The sequence below is a fragment of the Pseudodonghicola xiamenensis DSM 18339 genome (assembly GCF_000429365.1).
Taxonomy (GTDB): Bacteria; Pseudomonadota; Alphaproteobacteria; order Rhodobacterales; family Rhodobacteraceae; genus Pseudodonghicola; species Pseudodonghicola xiamenensis.
The window spans coordinates 31,752-49,574 of record NZ_AUBS01000030.1 but is presented as its reverse complement, the minus strand read 5'-3'; the positions used below and the strand labels follow the sequence as shown (position 1 = coordinate 49,574).

Annotated in this window: 19 protein-coding genes; 11 read left to right on the top strand and 8 right to left on the bottom strand. The window is 64.5% G+C overall.

The window, feature by feature from the left end; genetic code table 11:
• Nucleotides 1–225: 225 nt before the first annotated feature.
• Complete coding sequence (locus G455_RS0117800; protein WP_028094937.1) at nucleotides 226–444, bottom strand: DUF1127 domain-containing protein; 219 nt, start codon at nucleotides 442–444, stop codon at nucleotides 226–228.
• A 1,128-nt stretch (nucleotides 445–1,572) separates the two neighbouring features.
• Here G455_RS0117800 and mraZ point away from each other — a divergent pair.
• Genes mraZ through mraY form a run of 7 tightly spaced genes read left to right on the top strand, consistent with a single transcriptional unit; the run spans nucleotide 1,573 to nucleotide 9,271 of the window.
• Nucleotides 1,573–2,100 carry a division/cell wall cluster transcriptional repressor MraZ gene (gene mraZ, locus G455_RS24535; RefSeq protein WP_028094936.1) on the top strand — a complete coding sequence of 176 codons (528 nt, stop codon included), beginning with the start codon at nucleotides 1,573–1,575 and terminating at the stop codon, nucleotides 2,098–2,100.
• 2 nt (nucleotides 2,101–2,102) lie between these two features.
• Nucleotides 2,103–3,116, top strand: coding sequence for a 16S rRNA (cytosine(1402)-N(4))-methyltransferase RsmH (rsmH, locus tag G455_RS0117790; protein ID WP_028094935.1), 1,014 nt, complete (start codon nucleotides 2,103–2,105; stop codon nucleotides 3,114–3,116).
• The gene (ftsL, locus tag G455_RS0117785) at nucleotides 3,113–3,469 is read left to right on the top strand and encodes a cell division protein FtsL (RefSeq protein WP_028094934.1); all 357 of its coding nucleotides are present in this window, start codon (nucleotides 3,113–3,115) and stop codon (nucleotides 3,467–3,469) included. Before rsmH ends, ftsL begins: the two co-directional genes overlap by 4 nt.
• On the top strand, nucleotides 3,466–5,253 hold the full coding sequence (locus G455_RS0117780; RefSeq protein ID WP_028094933.1) for a peptidoglycan D,D-transpeptidase FtsI family protein: 1,788 nt from the start codon (nucleotides 3,466–3,468) through the stop codon (nucleotides 5,251–5,253). The genes ftsL and G455_RS0117780 overlap by 4 nt, the downstream gene beginning before the upstream one ends.
• A gap of 28 nt (nucleotides 5,254–5,281) precedes the next feature.
• Nucleotides 5,282–6,763: a UDP-N-acetylmuramoyl-L-alanyl-D-glutamate--2,6-diaminopimelate ligase gene (locus G455_RS0117775; RefSeq protein WP_028094932.1), complete on the top strand. Its 1,482-nt coding sequence runs from the start codon at nucleotides 5,282–5,284 to the stop codon at nucleotides 6,761–6,763.
• The gene (locus G455_RS0117770; RefSeq protein WP_028094931.1) at nucleotides 6,760–8,172 is read left to right on the top strand and encodes a UDP-N-acetylmuramoyl-tripeptide--D-alanyl-D-alanine ligase; all 1,413 of its coding nucleotides are present in this window, start codon (nucleotides 6,760–6,762) and stop codon (nucleotides 8,170–8,172) included. Before G455_RS0117775 ends, G455_RS0117770 begins: the two co-directional genes overlap by 4 nt.
• A 16-nt stretch (nucleotides 8,173–8,188) precedes the next feature.
• The gene (mraY, locus tag G455_RS0117765) at nucleotides 8,189–9,271 is read left to right on the top strand and encodes a phospho-N-acetylmuramoyl-pentapeptide-transferase (protein WP_028094930.1); all 1,083 of its coding nucleotides are present in this window, start codon (nucleotides 8,189–8,191) and stop codon (nucleotides 9,269–9,271) included.
• A gap of 139 nt (nucleotides 9,272–9,410) precedes the next feature.
• On the opposite strand, the gene arsC is transcribed toward mraY, so the two are convergent.
• Genes arsC through G455_RS0117745 form a run of 4 tightly spaced genes read right to left on the bottom strand, consistent with a single transcriptional unit; the run spans nucleotide 9,411 to nucleotide 11,434 of the window.
• Nucleotides 9,411–9,755, bottom strand: coding sequence for an arsenate reductase (glutaredoxin) (arsC, locus tag G455_RS0117760; RefSeq protein ID WP_028094929.1), 345 nt, complete (start codon nucleotides 9,753–9,755; stop codon nucleotides 9,411–9,413).
• Nucleotides 9,752–10,810 carry a quinone-dependent dihydroorotate dehydrogenase gene (locus G455_RS0117755; protein WP_028094928.1) on the bottom strand — a complete coding sequence of 353 codons (1,059 nt, stop codon included), beginning with the start codon at nucleotides 10,808–10,810 and terminating at the stop codon, nucleotides 9,752–9,754. The genes arsC and G455_RS0117755 overlap by 4 nt, the downstream gene beginning before the upstream one ends.
• The gene (locus G455_RS0117750; protein ID WP_028094927.1) at nucleotides 10,807–11,145 is read right to left on the bottom strand and encodes a DUF952 domain-containing protein; all 339 of its coding nucleotides are present in this window, start codon (nucleotides 11,143–11,145) and stop codon (nucleotides 10,807–10,809) included. Before G455_RS0117750 ends, G455_RS0117755 begins: the two co-directional genes overlap by 4 nt.
• 52 nt (nucleotides 11,146–11,197) lie before the next feature.
• The gene (locus G455_RS0117745; protein WP_028094926.1) at nucleotides 11,198–11,434 is read right to left on the bottom strand and encodes a hypothetical protein; all 237 of its coding nucleotides are present in this window, start codon (nucleotides 11,432–11,434) and stop codon (nucleotides 11,198–11,200) included.
• 83 nt (nucleotides 11,435–11,517) lie between these two features.
• On the opposite strand from G455_RS0117745, the gene G455_RS0117740 reads away from it, so the two are divergent.
• The gene (locus G455_RS0117740; RefSeq protein ID WP_028094925.1) at nucleotides 11,518–12,120 is read left to right on the top strand and encodes a TetR/AcrR family transcriptional regulator; all 603 of its coding nucleotides are present in this window, start codon (nucleotides 11,518–11,520) and stop codon (nucleotides 12,118–12,120) included.
• Here G455_RS0117740 and sigJ read toward each other — a convergent pair.
• Nucleotides 12,117–13,010 carry an RNA polymerase sigma factor SigJ gene (sigJ, locus tag G455_RS0117735; RefSeq protein ID WP_028094924.1) on the bottom strand — a complete coding sequence of 298 codons (894 nt, stop codon included), beginning with the start codon at nucleotides 13,008–13,010 and terminating at the stop codon, nucleotides 12,117–12,119. The two genes, G455_RS0117740 and sigJ, sit on opposite strands and share 4 nt — an antisense overlap.
• Nucleotides 13,000–13,455, bottom strand: coding sequence for a carboxymuconolactone decarboxylase family protein (locus G455_RS0117730; RefSeq protein ID WP_028094923.1), 456 nt, complete (start codon nucleotides 13,453–13,455; stop codon nucleotides 13,000–13,002). Before G455_RS0117730 ends, sigJ begins: the two co-directional genes overlap by 11 nt.
• A 158-nt stretch (nucleotides 13,456–13,613) precedes the next feature.
• Here G455_RS0117730 and G455_RS0117725 point away from each other — a divergent pair, with 158 nt between their 5' ends.
• Entirely contained in the window at nucleotides 13,614–15,194 is a 1,581-nt protein-coding gene (locus G455_RS0117725; protein WP_028094922.1) for a bifunctional metallophosphatase/5'-nucleotidase, read from the top strand.
• A 291-nt stretch (nucleotides 15,195–15,485) separates the two neighbouring features.
• Nucleotides 15,486–16,160, top strand: coding sequence for an SOS response-associated peptidase (locus G455_RS0117720; RefSeq protein WP_028094921.1), 675 nt, complete (start codon nucleotides 15,486–15,488; stop codon nucleotides 16,158–16,160).
• A gap of 8 nt (nucleotides 16,161–16,168) precedes the next feature.
• Here the strand turns inward: G455_RS0117720 and G455_RS0117715 are convergent, their stop codons facing one another.
• Entirely contained in the window at nucleotides 16,169–16,420 is a 252-nt protein-coding gene (locus G455_RS0117715) for a hypothetical protein (protein ID WP_028094920.1), read from the bottom strand.
• A gap of 318 nt (nucleotides 16,421–16,738) precedes the next feature.
• On the opposite strand from G455_RS0117715, the gene mnmH reads away from it, so the two are divergent.
• Nucleotides 16,739–17,797: a tRNA 2-selenouridine(34) synthase MnmH gene (gene mnmH, locus G455_RS0117705; protein ID WP_028094919.1), complete on the top strand. Its 1,059-nt coding sequence runs from the start codon at nucleotides 16,739–16,741 to the stop codon at nucleotides 17,795–17,797.
• Nucleotides 17,798–17,823 lie beyond the last annotated feature (26 nt).

The window sequence follows — 17,823 nt, the reverse complement described above, 5'->3', positions numbered from 1 at the left end:
CGTGGGGCTGGAGTGGCCGGCAACGCAGGGAGGAGGAGAGCGTTGCCGGCCGATCCAACATCGAGCGCAGGGAGGAGGAGAGCGCCCGATGTATCAGGTTCCGGCATTCGGGGCCGGTATAAGGCGCGGCGGCATCAGGGAGGAGGAGAGATGCCGCCGCTATGTACAGACCCTCAAGGGAGGAGGAGATGAGGGCCTGAACCGTTTATGTCTTCGTTTCGCCTCTTAGCGAACCTCACGAGAGGCTTGGTAAGCCACCCGCCGCAGTTCCGAGCGATGCAGGCCGAGATCGGCCAGCTCTTGATTGTTGAGGGCGCCCATTTCGCTCATGGTCCGGCGATATACCCGGTGCCGTTCGAAGCGAACACGCGCATCGTCGATCCAAGCAGCCAGTCGCCCGGTCGGGGAGGCGGCGCGATCATCGCTATGCGTCAGAGCAGCCATCGTTTGTAACCTTATGTCGTCGTGTCTTGTTTCGTACCGGCCCCGTTTGCGGCGCCGTGTTGAGGATGAAAATAGGCAAATGCTGCAATTGCACAATAGAGGAGTTATTCAATGCTGCTATGCGGCAAGTGCATAGATTGGCTGCATATTAGTTGGGCAGCATTGCTGACGTAAGGTCGTCAGACGATGCTGTCATGCCCTTCCGGAACGGGGTTTTGGGTGCATCACGGTCGGGCGTGTCCAATGCGTGGCGCATCACAGAGTTAATGGGGTGTTTATGCTCATTTTATGAAAGGATGTTCCAAACATGGTTCGATTTGGGTCCGATTATTGCTGTCGCTGCGGTTTTGCTCTGGGGTGATCAAGCTGGGGTGGAGCGGAAGGGTTTTGCGGAAGCTATGCAATCCGGCCCCTGTCTTGCGCGGCCAGGATGTCATGTTGTCCGGGTTGCTGCCGGAACTGTGACAAATTTAACGCGCCCCGAGGTCTCTTTCCTGTTTTGGGGGGATTGGGACTTCCCGTCGGATCGGAGGGCGCGTCCGGCGATGATGGGAATTTACGGGAACGACTTTCCCGATGGTGCTCGTCCAGGTGATTCGCGGCATGTTGTGGGAACGTATGGGGAACGCTTGTGCCGGTGAAGCTGTGGGTGGAATTTTTTATGGGAAAGACTGGGATTAGTTGGGTTGGGAGGTCTCTAACAACATGTAGTGTGTCGATTCGGTCTTAACGCTAAGGAGGCTGCGTAGATTCTCGATCGTCACGCTTTGTCTTGCCTGTCTGGAGGGAATCAGGCAAAGGGGCGCCGACTATTCCCGTAAATTCCAGTTGCTTTCCATAAATTCCCGTGGCATCCCTTGATCATCGGATGAAGACGAGGCAAGGGGCAAAGCAAACAGACCCCGAAGCACATAATAAAAGCAGGTTTCATACAGGCACTTCGCTTTCACCGAACCAAGAGATCCGGCGCGCGAGCGAGCAGACATCCCCCCAGGTGGCGCGCGCAGTCGGACACCCCGCAAGGCGGGACAAGCGGCGGGTTGATCAGTGGCAGCAGATCAACCCGCCGTTTTTTCATCCGGGGGGTGGCAACAACGACCCGAGGATACGGGCAAAGGGACAGATGGTGTGAGCCGGCGCTTCAGAGGCGAATACACCTTCAAGGTGGACAGCAAGGGCAGGGTGTCGATCCCGGCCCTGTTTCGCCGTGTGCTCGAAGCCGGAGACCCTGATTACACCGAAGGTCTGCGTCCGCAGCTGGTCATCGTCTACGGTGATGGAGATCAGGAGTATCTCGAAGCCTATACGGTGAACGAGATCGACAAGCTCGAAGCCAAGATCGAAAGCCTGCCCAGCTCACCGCTGAAACGAAAGCTGGTCCGTCAGATCACCACCCGGTCGCATCACACCGAAGTCGATCCCGATGGTCGCCTGGTGCTGCCGGCGCGCTATCGCGACAAGATCGGGCTGGAGAACGAGGCGCTGTTCGTCGGCACCTCGGGCACCTTCCAGATCTGGAACCCCGAGACTTATGACGCCCACCTCGCCGAGGAAGAGGATGAGGATCTGGGCTTCGATCTGCCTGAGGGTACCAATGCGCTCGATGCGCTGGACATGGTGCTCAGCAAACGGAACGCCGACGGGGCTGGGGGTTGATCATGGCAGCAGATGCGCCCTCCACCAGCTCTGCCCGTCCCCACATTCCGGTTCTCCTGCGTGCCCTGCTGAAGGCAGTGGCGCCGGTCTCAGGGGTTTGGCTGGACGGAACCTTCGGCGCTGGCGGATATACGCGCGGCCTGCTCGAGGCAGGTGCCGACAAGGTGATCGGCGTCGATCGCGATCCGTTGGCCTTCGAGATGGCCGCCGATTGGATCGGGCAATATGGTGATCGGCTGGTGCTGCAGCCGGGCGTCTTCTCCCGCATGGATGAATATGCGACGGGTCTTGACGGTGTGGTGCTCGATCTCGGCGTGTCGTCGATGCAGCTCGATCGGGCGGAACGCGGGTTCTCCTTCATGCGGGACGGGCCGCTCGATATGCGGATGTCGCAACAGGGCGGATCGGCTGCCGATCTGGTCAATACCCTGTCCGAGGTCGAACTGGCCGACATCCTGTTTCTCTATGGCGAGGAACGTGCCAGCCGCCGCATCGCCCATGCCATCGTGCGTGAGCGCGAAAAGATGCCGTTTGAAACCACGCTGCAGTTGGCGCGGGTCATCGAATCCTGTCTGCCGCGATCCAAGCCGGGCCAGTCGCATCCTGCCACCCGCAGCTTTCAGGCGCTGCGCATCGCGGTGAATGACGAATTCGGAGAGCTGTTCCGTGGCCTTCTGGCGGCAGAGCGTGCCCTGCGCCCGGGCGGTCAGCTTGCGGTCGTCACCTTCCATTCGATCGAGGACCGCATGGTCAAGCGGTTCTTTCAGGAACGCGCTGGCGCCACTGGCCGGGCCAACCGCTATGCCCCGGAGATCGAGGTGCCAGAGCCTCAGTTCACGCTCAAGTTCCGCAAGGCCATCGCGCCGGACGAGGATGAGCTGATCGAGAATCCACGCGCCCGTTCGGCCCGGTTGCGGGTGGCAGTGCGTACCGGCGCGGCCTCGGGCGATATCGACCCGGGGCGGATCGGGATGCCGCTGTTGAAAGATCGCCATGCGAAAGGAAAAGGACGATGAAGGGGATAGCCTATGTTCTCGCCGCCCTGGTGGTCTTCGGCCTGGCGTTCTGGGCTTATCGGGAAAACTACGCCACGCAGCAGGTGCTGAAGGACACTCGCACACTGCAACGCGATATTGGCGACGCGCGGATGAAGATCGGTATCCTCAAGGCCGAATGGGCCTATCTCAACCGACCCGAACGGTTGATCGAGCTGACCGAGATCAACTTTGGCCGGCTTGGCCTGTTGCCGCTGCGTCCCGATCAGTTCGGTCGCATCGACGAGGTCAGCTTCCCGCCGAAACCGGATCTTCAGGTGACCAATCCCGTCGATGTTTCGACAATGGCCGGGGATGAGGAGGGCAACCCATGATCCGCACGCCGCTGCGCCCGCTGGCCCGTATTCTGCCGGCGCGCGACAAGGGGGAGAACCCCGACGCGATCGAGCGCGAGAACATTCGTCGCCGTCACGCCGAGATGCAGAACCGCGCCCGTGTCCGCGCCGAGGGGCGGTTGTTGATGCTGGGGCTGTTCTTCTTCTGCGCCTATGTGGTGGTGGCTGGCCGGATGGCGTTCATGTCAACCTCTGAACCGGAGGAGCCCGTCGCCAGCTTGCCCGGCGCGGCGATTGCCATGCAGCGGGCCGATATCGTCGATCGCGAAGGGCGAATCCTCGCCACCAACTTCGAAACGCACTCTCTTTATGCCCAGCCGCCGCAGATGGTTGATCCGATTGCCGCGGCTAAGGGGCTGAAGCAGATCTTTCCCGACCTCGACGAAGCGAGAATGATCAAGGACTTCACCGGCAAGCGGAAGTTTGTCTGGATCAAGAAGCGGATCAGCCCCGAGCAGAAGCAGGCGGTTCACGATCTTGGCGACCCCGGGCTGTTGTTCGGCCCGCGCGAGATGCGGCTTTACCCCAATGGCAAGCTGGCGGCCCATATCCTGGGAGGCGCGGGCTTTGGCAAGGAAGGGGTGAACGCTGCCGAGGTGATCGGTGTCGCCGGTGTCGAAAAGCAGTTCGATGATTATCTGCGCGATCCCTCGAACGGCGATAAGCCACTGCAGCTTTCTCTCGATCTCACGGTGCAGGCGGCGGCTGAACAGGTGCTCGAAGGCGGTATGCGGCTGATGAACGCCAAGGGTGCCGCCTCGATCCTGATGGATGTGCACACCGGCGAGGTGATCTCGGTCGTCAGCCTGCCGGATTTCGACCCCAACGAACGACCGCGCCCGGCCCTGACCGGCGATCCCAGCGACAGCCCGCTGTTCAACCGCGCGGTGCAGGGGGTTTATGAACTGGGCTCGACCTTCAAGATTTTCGCCGCCGCCCAGGCGTTGGAACTGGGGTTGGTGACGCCCGAGACGATCATCGACACCGCGGGACCGATGCGGGTCGGGGGGCATCTGATCGGCGAATTCAATGGCAAGAACTATGGCAAGCTCAGCGTTGCCGATGTGATGGTGCACAGTTCGAACCGGGGCACCGGGCGCATCGCGCTGGAAATCGGTTCCGAGCGGCAGAAGGCCTTTCTCGGGGCGCTTGGCATGTTCGATCCGACGCCTTTCGAGATCGTCGAGGCCCGGGGCGGTCAGCCGCTGATCCCGAAACGCTGGACCGACCTCAGCACGGTGACGATTTCCTATGGTCACGGCCTGTCGGCCAGCCCGATGCACCTGGCGGCAGCCTATTCGACCATCGCAAATGGCGGCCATTATGTCAGCCCGACGATTCTGAAGCGTAATGGGCCGCAATACGGCCCCCGGGTGATTTCGGAGCAGGTCTCCCGCGAAGCCCGCAAGATGCTGCGTGCGGTGGTGACACGCGGCACCGCCAGCTTCGGCGATGTCGAAGGGTATTCGGTGGGGGGGAAAACCGGCACGGCCGACAAGCCGAAACCGCAGGGTGGCTATTACGATCACAAGGTGATCGCCACCTTCGCCTCGATGTTCCCCACCAATGACCCGAAATACGTGCTGATCCTGACGTTGGACGAACCGCAGGTGATGGCGCTGAAAGAAGAGCGCCGTACCGCGGGGTGGACTGCGGTGCCAGTCGCCGCCGAGATGATCCGGAGGGTGGCGCCGCTCCTGGGGCTGCGACCCGACATTGAACACGACCGGCAGGCTGCTATAACGCTGACGTCATCGCATTGACCGCCGGAAGGACCGGGTGAGGACACTCATGAACAGTTCCCCGAAACCGCTCAGCCAGCTTGCCCTGACCGCGCGGGGTGGGCGTGACCCGCTGATTGCGGGGCTGGCGGTCGACAGCCGCGAGGTGAAGGAGGGGTTCCTTTTCGCGGCGCTTCCGGGCACCCGGGTGCATGGTGGCAGCTTCATCGAATATGCGCTGGGGCTGGGCGCGGCGGCGGTGCTGACCGATGCCAGGGGCGCCGAGATCGCCGAAACCGCGCTGGCGGCGAGCGATGCGGCGCTGGTGGTGGTCGAGGACCCGCGCCAAGCGTTGGCCTGTGCCGCCGCGCTGTGGTTCGGCGGCCAGCCCAAGATCATGGCCGCGGTCACTGGCACCAATGGCAAGACATCGGTTGCGACTTTTCTGCGTCAGCTCTGGACGGCGCTGGGGCACAGCGCGATCAACCTCGGCACCACCGGTGTCGAGGGCGCCTGGACCGCGCCGCTGCATCACACCACGCCCGATCCCATCACTCTGCATCGCGTCCTGGCCCAGGCTGCGGCCCAGGGCGTGACCCATGCGGCGATGGAGGCCTCCTCCCATGGGTTGGATCAGCGCCGGCTCGACGGGGTGCAGCTGACGGCGGCGGGGTTCACCAATTTCACCCAGGATCATCTGGATTATCACGAAAGCTTCGAGGCCTATTTCGCCGCCAAGGCGGAATTGTTCCGCCGGGTGCTGCCGCCGGACGGGACGGCCGTGATCGACCTGGATGATCCCAAAGGCGCCGAAATGCGCGCGATCGCCTCAGCGCGGGGCCAGTCGGTGATTACGGTGGGGCGTAAGACCGGCGATCTGCTGCTTTTGGGCCAGCGCTTCGACGCCACGGGGCAGGATTTACGCTTTGCCTGGGGCGGCCAGACCTACCAGACACGGCTTGATCTGATCGGCGGGTTTCAGGCGCAGAATGTGCTGGTGGCTGCGGGGCTGGCGATCGCTTGCGGTGATGAGGTCGAAGCGGTGTTTCGCGCCTTGCCAGAGCTGACCACCGTGCGCGGTCGGATGCAACTGGTCGCCACCCGGGACAACGGCGCCGCTGTCTTTGTCGATTTCGCCCATACGCCGGATGCCATCGCCACCGCACTGACGGCGCTGCGCCCGCATGTGATGGGCCGGCTGATCGCCATCGTCGGCGCTGGTGGTGATCGCGACCGCACCAAGCGTCCGCTGATGGGGCAGGCGGCAGCCGAAAATGCCGATCTGGTCTTCGTGACCGATGACAACCCGCGCAGCGAGGACCCGGCGGCGATCCGCGCTGCAGTATTGGCGGGGGCTCCGGGCGCTGTCGAGGTCGGCGACCGCGCCGAGGCGATCCTCAGGGGCGTCGATGCATTGCAACCCGGTGACGCGCTGCTGATCGCCGGCAAGGGCCATGAAACCGGCCAGATCGTGGGGGATGACGTGCTGCATTTCGATGATGCCGAACAGGCCAGCGTGGCGGTCGCCGCGCTTGACGGGCGACCGGCATGACCGCGCTCTGGACTGCGGCAGAGGCGGCGGCGGCCACTGGTGGCCGGGTGATCGGCGACTGGTCGGTCACCGGGGTTTCCATCGACACTCGCACATTGGAGACGGGCGATCTCTTCGTGGCGCTCAAGGCGGCGCGTGATGGCCATGATTTCGTTGCCCAGGCGCTGCGGGCCGGGGCCGGCGGGGCTCTGGTCAGCCATATCCCCGAAGGGGTGGCCGCGGATGCTCCGCTGCTGATCGTCGAGGATGTGCTGAAGGCGCTCGAGGCGCTGGGGCTGGCCGCGCGGGCCCGGACCGGGGCGCGGGTGGTGGCGATCACCGGGTCTGTCGGCAAGACTTCGACCAAGGAGATGCTGCTGCGGGTTCTGTCGGATCAGGGCGCCACCCATGCCAGCGTTGCCAGCTACAACAACCACTGGGGTGTGCCCTTGACCCTGGCGCGGATGCCGCGCGACACCCGTTTCGCGGTGATCGAGATCGGTATGAACCACCCCGGAGAGATTGCGCCGCTGGCCCGGATGACACGGCCGCATGTGGCGCTGATCACCACGGTGGCGCCGGCGCATCTCGAGGCATTCGACAGTGTCGGGGATATCGCCCGTGAAAAGGCATCGGTCCTCGATGGGCTGGAACCGGGCGGGGTGGCGGTGCTGAACGCCGATCTCGATGAATCACCGATCCTTTTCGAACACGCGCGCGCGCTGAACGTCCCCGCCCTGGGCTTTGGCGGGCGGGCGACCGATTACCGGCTGATCGCTGCCGAGGTCGATGGCGATCAGACCGAGGTGCGGGCCGAGGCGCCCTTCGGCCCGGTGCTGTTCCGTCTTGCCACGCCGGGGCGGCATTTCGCGATGAATGCGCTGGGGGCACTGGCTGCGGCCACGGCACTTGGCGCCGAGCCCGGCAAGATCATCGACAGTCTGCCGCGCTGGTCGCCCTATCGGGGGCGCGGGGCCCGCGAACGGATCGCGATTCCCGGCGGCGAGCTGACGCTGCTGGATGATTCCTATAACGCCAATCCGGTCTCCATGGCCGCAGCCCTGGCGGTTCTGGCGACGATAGAACCCGAGGCGGCCGGGCGCCGGATCGCCTGCCTGGGCGACATGAAGGAACTGGGGCCGCAGGCCGCGGCGCTTCACGCCGGGCTCGCCAGCCTGCCGGCGATGGCGCAGATCGACGTGGTGCATTGTGTCGGCCCGCTGATGGGGGCGCTCTACGCCGCGCTGCCACGGGACAAACGCGGGCTCTATACCGCCACCAGTGCCGAGCTTGCCACCGAGCTTCCGGCGCTGATACGGCCCGGCGATGTCGTGCTGGCGAAAGGCTCGCTCAGCATGGAGGTGGCGAAACTCGTTGACGGGTTGCGCGGAATCGGCCAAGGGGGCGCGTTTTCGGGTGACAAGACGTAAGGATAGGACCGGCTAAATGCTCTATTGGTTGACCGCGCTGTCGGACGGGGGGGATTTCTTCAACCTGTTTCGCTATATCACCTTCCGCGCGGGCGGGGCGTTTCTGACGGCGCTGGTGTTCGGATTCATGTTCGGCCGGCCGCTGATCGACGTGCTGCGCAAGAAACAGGGCAAGGGCCAGCCGATCCGCGACGATGGCCCGCAAAGCCACCTGTCCAAGGCCGGTACGCCGACCATGGGGGGGCTGTTGATCGTCGGCTCACTCGTCACCGCGACATTGCTCTGGGCGCGGCTCGACAATTCCTTCGTCTGGCTGGTGCTCTTCGTGACGCTGGCCTTCGCGCTGATCGGCTTCGCCGATGATTATGCCAAGGTCTCCAGGCAGAATACCAAGGGAGTGCCGGGCAAGCTGCGGCTGGCCCTGGGTGTTATCATCGCGGTGATCGCGGCCTTCTGGGCGGGCTGGAGCCATCCGGCTGATCTCCAGAACCAGCTTGCGCTGCCGGTCTTCAAGAACGTGCTGATCAACCTGGGCTATTTCTATGTCCCCTTCGTCGTCATCGTCATCGTGGGGGCCGCCAACGCGGTGAACCTGACCGACGGGCTCGACGGGCTGGCGATCATGCCGGTGATGATCGCCGCCGGTACGCTCGGCATCATCGCCTATGCGGTGGGGCGGATCGACTTCACCGAATATCTCGATGTTCATTACGTGCCCGGCACCGGTGAACTGCTGATCTTCACTGCCGCCCTCTTCGGCGCCGGGCTCGGCTTCTTGTGGTATAATGCGCCACCGGCGGCCGTCTTCATGGGCGATACCGGCAGCCTTGCCCTGGGCGGCGCTCTGGGGGCGATCTCGGTCGCGACCAAACACGAACTGGTCCTCGCCGTTGTCGGTGGCCTCTTCGTGGTCGAGGCGCTCAGCGTGATCATTCAGGTGCTCTACTTCAAACGCACAGGTCGCCGGGTCTTCCTGATGGCACCGATTCACCACCATTACGAAAAGAAGGGCTGGTCAGAGCCCACTGTGGTGATCCGCTTCTGGATCATCTCTCTGATCCTGGCGATGATCGGCCTCGCGACGCTCAAGGTGCGCTGAGCGCGTCACGGCCCTGCAGAAAAAAGGCGCGTCCGGTGGTCCGGCGCGCCTTTTCTTCTTTTTCTGGCCCCAAATATCCCGGGGGAGGCCGAAGGCCGTGGGGGCGGAGCCCCCCAGCACTCAGCGCGACATCACCGGCTCAGAGCAGCTCCAACAGCTTTTCCGGCGGCCGCCCGATCACCGCGCGATCGCCCGAGATGCCCAGGGGCCGTTCGATCAGAACCGGGTTCGCCGCCATCGCCGCCAGCAGCGTCTCATCGCTGTCGCTCTTCGACAGGCCGAGTTCCTTGAACTTCGCCTCCTTGGGGCGCATCATCTCGATCACCGGCGGATTGCCGAGAGCGGCGCGTGCGGCTGTCAGCTCCTCTAGGCTCGGGGCGTCTTCCAGATACCGCCGCACCTTCAGAACCGCACCTTTCCCCTCCAGCAGAGCCAGCCCCTCGCGCGATTTCGAACAGCGCGGGTTGTGCCAATAGTCGATCATAGCCAATCCTCTCTTGCGGTGCCCACCGCCTCGGCCACATTGCCGAACCCATCCCGGGCGAGAAGCGCATCGAGCCCTTGGGCGATTTGCGCGACGAGCCCCATGCCCTGATAGATCAGCGCGGTGTAAAGCTGCACGGCCGAGGCGCCGGCGCGGATCTTGGCATAGGCATCTTCGGCCGAGGCGATGCCGCCCACGCCGATCAGCGGGATTTGGTCGTCCGTCAACAGGCTCAGCCGGGCCAGCACCCGGGTCGATTTCTCGAACAGCGGCGCGCCGGAGAGGCCTCCTGCCTGATCGCGATGCGGGCTTTTCAGCCCCTCACGCGACAGGGTGGTATTGGTGGCGATCACCGCATCGACCCGCGTCTCGCGGGCGACATCGGCAATATCGGCGATCTCGGCCTCGCTCAGATCCGGGGCAATCTTGAGGAACACCGGGATCGGCCGCTCCAACGCATCGCGGGCCGCCATCACGCCGGACAGCAGCGCGGTCAGTGCCGCCTTGCCCTGCAGATCGCGCAGCTTTTCGGTATTCGGGGAGGAGACGTTGACGGTGGCGAAATCAAGCTCTGCGCCGCAATGGCTCAGCACCCGGGCGAAATCGCCGGCGCGGTCCTCACTGTCCTTGTTGGCCCCGAGGTTGAGGCCGACGGGCAGGTCGCGTGGCCGGGCGGTCAGGCGCGGCAGCACCGCCTCCATGCCGCCGTTGTTGAAGCCGAAGCGGTTGATCGCGGCGCGGTCCTGATCCAGCCGGAACAAGCGCGGCTTGGGGTTGCCGGGCTGTGGTCGGGGCGTGATGGCACCGACTTCGAGAAAGCCGAAACCGCAGCGTGCCAGCGGCGCCAGCGCCTCGGCATTCTTGTCGAGCCCGGCGGCAAGGCCGATGGGATTGGCCAGATCGAGCCCTGCCAGACGTGTCTGCAGGCGCGCCGACGTCACCGGGCCGGAGCCGGGAACCAGCCCGGCATTCAGCGCCTTGAGCGACAGCCCATGCGCCACCTCAGGGTCGAAACGGTGCAGGATCGCAAGGCCTGCGCGGTCGATCAACCTCATTGCATCTGCTCCGGAAACTGGTGGCGGCCCTCGATCAGCGGCAGTGATGCGGACCAGAGCACATCGTCCATCTGCAGCGGTCGGTAGAGATGCGGGAACAGCGCGCCGCCGCGCGAGACCTCCCATTTCAGCGCCTCGCCCATGGTGTCGGCCTCGCAGGCCAGCAGCACCAGCCCCTCGGCTCCGGCGAAATGTTTGGCTGCCGTTTCGGCGGCCTGTTCGGCGGTGGAGAAATGGACGAAACCGTCCGCCACATCCACCGGCGCGCCCGTGGTCTCGCCCGCGGCTTGCAGGGCGGCCCATTCATTGGCGCGGAAAATCTTGTAGATCAGCATGAGGATCATCTGCCGGGGAATGCGGCCACGGTCAATCCCCGGCGGGTGGCTGCTACATCCAGCGGGCGCAGCGGCGCTGGATTTGCGGGATGATCACATAGACCATGCAGGCCACGATGATCGGCACCATGACCAGGTTGCGCTGCCAGATTTCCCAATCCCGGGTCAGCGGGATCAGCGCATAGAGCAGTGCTGTGACCAGAGGGTAGACGCCACAGAAGACGAAAAGCGCGAAGCGGAACCGCGACGGGCGCGGTGTCAGCTGGGGAGGAGGAGAGGTGGTGGACATCGGGTTTCCCTCTGGATTTCCCTTTAATGAAACGGAACGTTCCGTTAGTATGTGGCAGGTCGGGCGAAAGTAAAGGGGCGGGAATGGCGAAAAGTGACGGGGGCGACGCATGTGCTGGAAAACGCGGTTCCATCGGGGCGCGGCGCAATCCGGCGACAGAGGTGGCGATCCTCGACGCGGCGGGCGCCATCGTCGACGAAGGCGGTATCGGGGCGCTGACGATGGAGGCGGTGGCGCGTCGGGCACGGGCCGGCAAGGCGACGGTCTACCGCTGGTGGCCGACCCGGGGGGCATTGCTGCTGGCGGTTTATGAGCGGCAGAAACAGACCGATGGCTACCCCGACACTGGCACGCTCGAAGGCGATATGGCGGCAGTGCTGCGGTTGCTCTTCGCGTATTGGAAACGCCCCGAAGGCGCGCTCTTTCGGCATATCGTCGCGGCGGCCCAGAGCGATCCGGAGTTGGCAGAGGCGCTGGAGACCTTTCGGAAGGAGCGTCTGGCAAGCCTGACCGAGGTGATCGGCCGTACTGCTGCCCGTGGCGAATTGGCCCAGGACCTTCCTGTCGCCGATATGGCCCGTGCGGTGATGGCCATGGCCTGGTTGCATCTGCTGACCGGGCAGCTCGATGCCGATCCGGTGGCGCTCGCGCGGGTGCTGGTGCGGGGCTGGGGGCATACCGCCTAGGGCATCGCGCCGCATGGTAGATGTCTCAGCTTATCAGGGTTTCGGACGATCCAGACGGCCACGATCCGGTTGCCTCGGATCTCCAGGGCGGTGGTTTGCAGCACATTGCCCGGCTCCCGCGTCACAAAGCCCGGGGCGCCGTTGATCGTGCGGATTGGCGGCAGTGGCGGCGGCGGCAGCGGCCGTTTGCGCCCGAGCCCGGCGAACAGCCCCGCTGCCCTCCGGCGCCCATGCAGCACGTTGATCGCCGCCGGCACCTTGCCGCCGCCATCGGTGCGTACCTCGATCTCCTCGGCGAAGAGATCAAGCAGCGCCCGCATATCGCCGGTTCGGCTGGCGTGCCAGAAGGCGGCGACGATCGGGGCCGCTTGATCCGGCTGTGCAGGGCGGGCAGGGGGCGCGGCCCCGGCCAGGCGTTTGCGAGCGCGCGATACCAGTTGACGGCAGGCCGCGGGCGTCTTGTCGATCGCTTGCGCGATCTCCTCGAAGCCGTAATCGAAGGCATCGCGCAGCAGGAAGGCCGCCCGCATGTCCGGCGTCAGGGTATCGAGCGTCAGGATCAGTGCGATACTGACATCCTCGGTTACCATCCAGTCCTGTTCGGCATCCGGCGCGCTGTTCCGCACCAGCGGGTCGGGCAACCAGGCACCGACATAGCTTTCACGCCGGTGCCGGGCGGATTTCAGGTGATCGAGGCAGAGCCGCGTCACCACGGCCCGCAGCCAGCGCGGCGGCGTCTCGATCGCCTCAAGCGGTTGTGCGGCGAAACGCAGCCAGGTTTGTTGCAGGATATCCTCGGTATCGGCGACCGATCCCGTCATGCGATAGGCGAGCCCCGCCAGGCGGCGGCGCTCGCTCAGGAACAGGGGCAGGCGCGGATCAGGCGGCATCTTTGCGCATCGGATGCACTGACCGGAAGCCCACCGCAAAGCGGTTCCAGGCGTTGATCGCATTGATCACCAGCGTCAGATCCACGCATTCGCGCGGGCTGAAGGCGGCGGTCAGCGTGGCGTAATCCGCATCCGGCGCTCCTGAACTTTCCAGCCGGGTCAGCGCATCGGCCCAGCTAAGTGCGGCGCGTTCGCGGGCGTCAAAAGCCGGGCTTTCGCGCCAGGCCGCCAGCACGTCGAGCTGTTGTTGCGACACCCCCGCCGCCCGCGCGTCGGGCGCATGCATGTTCAGGCAATAGGCGCAACCATTAATCTGCGACACCCGCATCTTGACCAACTCGCGCAAACGAAGCGGGATCGACAGCCCCTGCGTCGCCTCCTCCAGCGCCCGCATGGCCGCCAGCGCCTCGGGTGAGGCTTTGTAATAACTCAGTCGTTCGTTCATGATCGCAGCTTCCTCATCTTGTCTAACAGAAATGATGACGATCCGGGCGGTGGATTTGTGACAGCTCGGGGGCGAGAACTTCCGCGAAAGACACGCTTTGACTTGGGATTGGGCGCGGGGCAAGCTTTCGCCATATCAACCCGACGGAGAGGAATCCGATGTCGTTTCGCCTTTTTGCCTCCGCCGCGCTGCTGGCGCTCAGCGCCGGGGCCGCGTCCGCCGATTACAAGCTGACCATTCTTCATACCAACGATTTTCATTCCCGTTTCGAACCCATCAGCAAATACGACAGTGGCTGTTCGGCCGGGGATAACGAGGCTGGCAAATGCTTTGGCGGCTCGGCCCGGCTGTCGTCCGCTATCTCGGCGGCCAAGGCCGCAGGCAATACCTATGTGCTGCTCGATGCCGGCGATCAGTTCCAGGGCTCGCTGTTCTATAGCTACTATCACGGCAAGCTTGCGGCCGAGCTGATGAACCGCTTCGGCTATGACGCCATGGCGGTGGGCAACCACGAATTCGATAACGGGCCCGAGGTGCTGGCCAGCTTTCTGGAACTGGTGAAGTTCCCGGTGCTGATGGCGAACGCCGATCTCAGCGGTGAACCGGCGCTGAAGGGCGGGCCGGTGCAGAAATCGGTGGTAATCGAACGCGGTGGCGAAAAGCTGGGGATCATCGGGCTGACACCGCAGGACAACCCAGAACTCTCTAGCCCCGGGCCGAACATCATCTTCACCGATCCGGTCGATGCGGTGCAGGCCGAGGTCGATCGGCTGACCGCCGAAGGCGTGAACAAGATCATCGTGCTCAGCCATTCGGGCTATGGTGTCGACCAGCGTATCGCGGCGGAAACCAAGGGCGTCGACGTGATCGTCGGCGGCCATTCGCATACGCTGCTCAGCAATACCTCCGACAAGGCCTCCGGTCCCTATCCCACCATGGTGAACGGGGTGGCGATCGTGCAGGCCTATGCCTATGGCAAGTTCCTGGGCGAATTGAACGTCACCTTCGATGATGCCGGCAACCTGATCACCGCCGAGGGCGAGCCGCTGGTGATGGACGCCAGCGTCACCGAGGATCCGGCAGTCAGCGCCCGGGTCAAGGAGGCGGCAGCCCCGCTAGAAGAAATCCGCAACAAGGTGATCGCCAGTGCCGCCGCGACGATCGACGGGTCGCGCGATAGCTGCCGGATCGGCGAATGCGCCATGGGCAATCTGGTTGCAGACGCCATGCTGGACCGGGTCGCCGATCAGGGCGTGTCCATCGCCATCACCAATGGCGGCGGGCTGCGCGCCAGCATTGACGCCGGCGATGTCACCATGGGCGAGGTGCTGACGGTGCTGCCGTTCCAGAACACGCTGTCGACCTTCGAGGTCACTGGCCAGACCATCATCGACGCGCTGGAAAGCGGGGTGTCGCAGGCCGAGGAGGGCGGTGGTCGCTTCCCCCAGGTCTCGGGCCTGGCCTTCACCTGGGATCCGACGAAACCGCCGATGGGCGGGCGCATCACCGAGGTGCTGGTCGCCAGCGAGGACGGCTATGTGCCGATCGACCCGGAGGCCTCTTATCTGGCGGTCACCAATAACTATGTCCGCAACGGCGGCGACGGTTACAAGATGTTCTCGGGCGATGACAAGAACGCCTATGACTTCGGCCCCGATCTCGCCGATGTGACCGCCGAATACCTGGCGGCCAATTCGCCCTATCAACCTTATACCGACGAACGGATCAGCCGGAAATAACCTTTGTCGCAGGCCCTCGTCCGGCGCGGGGCAGGGCCTGCGCCAAAGGGCAGATGCCTGTCCCCGGGGGGATAGTGCCCCGTCCTGCCGGGCGCTTGACATGCTATCCTCCAACTGGTGCCCCGGCTTGACATGGGGCCGGCGATGGCATTCGCGGTTGTCCCTGACAGATGACCTCGCCTAATCTTCGCTCACCCTTTGTGTGTCGGTGCCGACCGGTCCGCTCTTTGCCAAGAGCCTCAGTGTGCCGGGCGCGGCAAGAATGCGAAACCCAGCGCGGGAAATCAGCAGATGTGCGGACGCTATGCCCTGACCCTGTCTGTCCAGACCATGGCGCAGGTGTTCCAGGCGCAGCCGGCCAACGATCTGCCGGTCGTGCCGGATTACAATATCTGCCCGACCGATCAGGTGCCGGTGGTTCTCAACCTCGAAGGGCAGCGGCGGTTGCGGCCGATGCGCTGGGGTTTTGTCCCAAGCTGGTATCAAAGCCTGTCCGGCGGACCGTTGCTCTTCAACGCCAGGGCCGAAACCCTGGCCGAAAAGCCCGCCTTTCGCGATGCCTGCCGCCAGCGCCGTTGCCTGCTGATCGCGTCGGGATTCTATGAATGGGAACGCCGCGCAGAGACCCGGCTGCCCTGGTATGTGTTCCGTCGCGATGGCGCGCCGATGGCGTTTGCCGGCATCTGGCAGTATTGGGGGGATGCCGACCCGGTCGCCACCTGCGCCATCGTCACCACCGCCGCCAATGCCAAGCTCGCCCCGGTGCATGACCGCATGCCGCTGATCCTCGATCCGCAGGACTGGCCGCTTTGGTTGGGCGAGGCCGGGCATGGCGCCGCCCGGCTGATGCGCCCGGCAGCCGAAGATGTGGTTCAAAGATATCGTGTCAGTCCGAAGATCAATTCGAACCGCGCCGAAGGCCCCGATCTGATCGAGGAGTTGATCGAACCCTTCGAGGCGGAATAAGCCGGTCTTCAGCTCTCGGTTCTGCTGGCGGTCTGGTTGGCGGTCTGGTTGTCTGAGGCCTTGCCCTCGTGCGCCTTCAGGGGGCGGCGGCGCCGGTCGTTGTCGGCTATGGCGACCTTGGGCAGAAGGCGCAAAAAATGCGCCGGCTCCGGGCTGCCGAGATCGACAAGGGTATCGGTTTGCAAGACTTCGATGTGCCACGCCACCAACGCCGCGCTCTCCGGACGTCGCCGAAGCTCCCCGGCGCGCCGGTCGATCATCTTGCCAAGGCACGCGCGATCATGCGCGCCAGCCCCGCGGCTTCCATCCAGCTGATGAACAGCACCGCCGGATCAGCACGCCCGGGCATGCGAGGAACCTCCATTCTCGCCGGTTCCGCCTCAGGCCATCACCCAACCCCATATTGACCAATGACATTCCTCTTTCACGCCGCCCCGTGGCCCGGCCTTTTTCTGGCTGCAAATATCCTCGGGGGTGAATTTGCGCGGTTCGCGCAAAGAGGGGGCGGAAGGCCCCCTGATCTCCCGGCGCTTGCACCGCGCGCTTCCCCTCCCAGCTCGTCCGCGCTAAGCAGTCTCATGCCCATCGAATTCGCCACGCTCGCCGATCTTGCTGCCCATGGGTTCGACACCGTGATCGACGTCCGCAGCCCCGCCGAATATGCCGAGGATCACCTGCCGGGCGCGATCTCGCTGCCGGTCTTGGACAATGACGAACGCGCCCGCGTCGGCACTATCTACACCCAGGAAAGCCCGTTTCTGGCCCGCAAGCTGGGCGCGGCGCTGGTGTTCCACAATGCCGCCCATCACATCGAGACGGTGCTGAAGGATAAAGAAGGCGGCTGGCGGCCACTGGTCTATTGCTGGCGCGGCGGTCAGCGCTCCGGCTCCTTCACCTGGATGCTGGGGCAGATCGGCTGGCGGGCCGACAGCATCAAGGGCGGCTATCAGACTTATCGCCGGCTGGTCTATCGCGCGCTCTACGATGGCTCCTTGCCTTACCGGGTGGTGCTGCTCGACGGCTATACCGGCACCGCCAAGACCGATCTGCTGCATCTGCTGAACCGGCGGGGCGTTCAGGTGCTCGATCTCGAGGGGCTGGCGGTGCATCGCGGCTCGCTTCTGGGCGAGAGGGGGCAGAAGCAGCCCAGCCAGAAGGGGTTCGAATCCGCATTGGTCGGGGTTTTGCTGACGCTCGACCCTTCTCGCCCCGTGGTGATCGAGGCTGAATCGAGCAAGATCGGCGAGCGGATCATTCCCCCCGCGCTCTGGGAGGTGATGAAGGCCGCGCCCCGGATCGAGATCGCCGCGCCGATCGAGGCGCGAGCGGCCTATCTGGCGCGGGCCTATGACGATATCCTGTCCGGCGGCGACCGGCTGCGCGACCGGCTTGATCCGCTGCGCGCCCATCGCGGCCATGCGGTGGTCGATGGCTGGGGCGCGCTGATCGCGGCGGGCGACAAGTTGGCGCTGACCCGGGCGCTGATGGAACAGCATTACGATCCTTCCTATGACAAATCCCGCCGCGCCATCGGGGCCGAGGTTCTGGCACGGATCACGACGGATCGGCTGGATGCCCCGGGACTCGATCATGTCGCGGCTGAGATCGAGCGGATCGTCGAAGGTTGGGTCGGCTGATCCTTGCTCCGGCTGTGCAGGTCGGC

Bases quoted from the DNA above. Each gene is read 5' to 3' on its own strand.
- G455_RS0117750 (WP_028094927.1), bottom strand. From the start codon at position 11,145: ATGCTGATCTACAAGATTTTCCGCGCCAATGAATGGGCCGCCCTGCAA.
- sigJ (WP_028094924.1), bottom strand. From the start codon at position 13,010: ATGCCGCCTGATCCGCGCCTGCCCCTGTTCCTGAGCGAGCGCCGCCGC.
- G455_RS0117740 (WP_028094925.1), top strand. From the start codon at position 11,518: ATGGCGAAAAGTGACGGGGGCGACGCATGTGCTGGAAAACGCGGTTCC.
- mraY (WP_028094930.1), top strand. From the start codon at position 8,189: ATGCTCTATTGGTTGACCGCGCTGTCGGACGGGGGGGATTTCTTCAAC.
- ftsL (WP_028094934.1), top strand. From the start codon at position 3,113: ATGAAGGGGATAGCCTATGTTCTCGCCGCCCTGGTGGTCTTCGGCCTG.
- G455_RS0117730 (WP_028094923.1), bottom strand. From the start codon at position 13,455: ATGAACGAACGACTGAGTTATTACAAAGCCTCACCCGAGGCGCTGGCG.
- arsC (WP_028094929.1), bottom strand. From the start codon at position 9,755: ATGATCGACTATTGGCACAACCCGCGCTGTTCGAAATCGCGCGAGGGG.
- G455_RS0117745 (WP_028094926.1), bottom strand. From the start codon at position 11,434: ATGTCCACCACCTCTCCTCCTCCCCAGCTGACACCGCGCCCGTCGCGG.
- G455_RS0117715 (WP_028094920.1), bottom strand. From the start codon at position 16,420: ATGATCGACCGGCGCGCCGGGGAGCTTCGGCGACGTCCGGAGAGCGCG.
- G455_RS0117780 (WP_028094933.1), top strand. From the start codon at position 3,466: ATGATCCGCACGCCGCTGCGCCCGCTGGCCCGTATTCTGCCGGCGCGC.
- rsmH (WP_028094935.1), top strand. From the start codon at position 2,103: ATGGCAGCAGATGCGCCCTCCACCAGCTCTGCCCGTCCCCACATTCCG.
- G455_RS0117770 (WP_028094931.1), top strand. From the start codon at position 6,760: ATGACCGCGCTCTGGACTGCGGCAGAGGCGGCGGCGGCCACTGGTGGC.
- G455_RS0117755 (WP_028094928.1), bottom strand. From the start codon at position 10,810: ATGAGGTTGATCGACCGCGCAGGCCTTGCGATCCTGCACCGTTTCGAC.
- G455_RS0117725 (WP_028094922.1), top strand. From the start codon at position 13,614: ATGTCGTTTCGCCTTTTTGCCTCCGCCGCGCTGCTGGCGCTCAGCGCC.
- G455_RS0117720 (WP_028094921.1), top strand. From the start codon at position 15,486: ATGTGCGGACGCTATGCCCTGACCCTGTCTGTCCAGACCATGGCGCAG.
- mnmH (WP_028094919.1), top strand. From the start codon at position 16,739: ATGCCCATCGAATTCGCCACGCTCGCCGATCTTGCTGCCCATGGGTTC.
- G455_RS0117775 (WP_028094932.1), top strand. From the start codon at position 5,282: ATGAACAGTTCCCCGAAACCGCTCAGCCAGCTTGCCCTGACCGCGCGG.
- G455_RS0117800 (WP_028094937.1), bottom strand. From the start codon at position 444: ATGGCTGCTCTGACGCATAGCGATGATCGCGCCGCCTCCCCGACCGGG.